Below are 1,690 nucleotides of genomic sequence, written 5' to 3'. Positions count from 1 at the left end.
GTATCCAGAGCCACCATTTCTTCATCGAGACCCTTGCTAGCACCTTGCAGTTGACTCTTTTGATCGTCGGTCAATTCCAGCACCTGAGACAATTCGTTGGCCATTTCGGCAATTTCAGGATCTTCGTCCTTTTGTTCTGACGACGTGGCCGCCAGGAGCTGCTGCTCAAACTGAACCTGCCTCAAAAGTTCCATTTGCTGGAGCTGCTGCTCCAGAATGTCCTGGCACTGTTCGGCACGCTGTTCACTTGAGATGACTTGCTGACCACGGTCCATACAGAGCGCCTCGAGGAGAGACTGATGGCTCTTTTCCGATGTAGCAGCAGCGGCGGCGGCGGGCCCCGTGGTAGGACAACCCCATTCGTGGGCCTTGAGTTGTTGCAACGTCTTTTCCAAAATACCCACTTCCGTTTCGTAGGCATCGACCTGCAAAAAGTTGGCATTCAACATTTAAGGTGAGAAACAGAGATAAAACCACAGACCAAACAATCTTATCAGTCTATTTGCACATGCTGCAATTTGTAACATACCAAATTCTTTTTGCGCAAACGACGTAGCCGGGCACTGGCCCGGTTGCGAGCCAATCGTTTTTGCCGCTTTTCTTCTTCCGCCTGATGTGCGTAAGATGACATGTCCGGCATACTGACCGACCGAGGCTGAGCCGGAGGCACCACGATCTGAGAACTTCCCGTAGCCGGAGGGGGAGCCCGCTGCGTGGGAGGCTGTTTGGGCGGAGGTGGCATGTTGGTCAACGGATTGGGAACGGCGGCCTGTTGTTGAGTAGTCGTAGTAGTACCAGGGCTTCCACTCTGTTGTTGTGTTGCTGGTGCCTGCGGGGGCGGCCCCTGTTGTGCTGGTGGCGCTGGACCCGGTGGCTGTGTGGGTTGCATAGGAGGCTGAGCCACATAATGAGGCGGGGGAGGATAGTGGGGAGGATGATGTCCTTGGGGCGGTGCCTGTTGATGATGGGGGTGAGGCGGTGGTGCGTGATGAACCACATGTGGATGCTCTGCGTACTGAGGATGATGATATACCGGATGTTGATGAGGCGGAGGGGGTGGATGACTATACTGTGGCGGTGCTGGAGGAGCACTGGAAGCAGAACCAGACGAAGACGTCATTTCCTCGCTTCGAGAAGTCATGATCTGTTGGTGTTGCTGAGGTGCCTGCTGCTGCTGCTGCTGAGATGGGGGCGGAGCGGGAGCATTCATGGGGGCCTGAAAGTTGGGACAGGACGTGGAAGCAGACATGTTTTGCTGGTGGACCGCCATGGCAGCAGCAGCCTCGGCACCACGACGATAGGCTTCCTGAAGAGCTTTGGCGTAGTCTTCCGAGTTTTCAGGGAGACTGTTGGGCGGAGGAAGACCCATGGAATGAGCTGATGAGGAGCTGCTAGCTGAAGCCGGGGGAGCAGAATGCTGGTGCGGATGCTGAGAAGGAGCGCTCGTGGGAAATACTGGCAACGGAGGGGTCCTCCACTGACCAGCCAAGGCAGCACGCTTGTTTGATTCCAATATTTCCTGGGGAGTAGGGGGTTGCTGCTGCTGCTGTGATGAATCTTGGGACGACTGCTTTAGTTCTTCCTTCATCTCCTGATTCTGATGCATATAGTGCTGCTGACCACTCGGTTGACCCTGACTCCCATGGCTGTGGTTGCTATTGTTCTGGTTATTGTTATTTTCGTTACTAGT

General features: G+C 54.9%; 2 protein-coding genes. One reads left to right on the top strand and one right to left on the bottom strand.

Annotated features, from left to right (window positions below; all coding sequences use genetic code 11):
- The coding region (locus V6D20_17100) for a hypothetical protein (GenBank protein ID HEY9817499.1) at window positions 1-449 on the bottom strand (449 nt) is incomplete at its 3' end.
- A gap of 502 nt (window positions 450-951) precedes the next feature.
- Between V6D20_17100 and V6D20_17095 the strand changes: the two genes are divergently transcribed.
- Window positions 952-1,143: a hypothetical protein gene (locus V6D20_17095; protein ID HEY9817498.1), complete on the top strand. Its 192-nt coding sequence runs from the start codon at window positions 952-954 to the stop codon at window positions 1,141-1,143.
- Window positions 1,144-1,690: the final 547 nt, after the last annotated feature.

This window comes from Candidatus Obscuribacterales bacterium, assembly GCA_036703605.1.
Taxonomy (GTDB): Bacteria; Cyanobacteriota; Cyanobacteriia; order RECH01; family RECH01; genus RECH01.
This window is presented reverse-complemented; position numbering and strand designations above follow the sequence as displayed.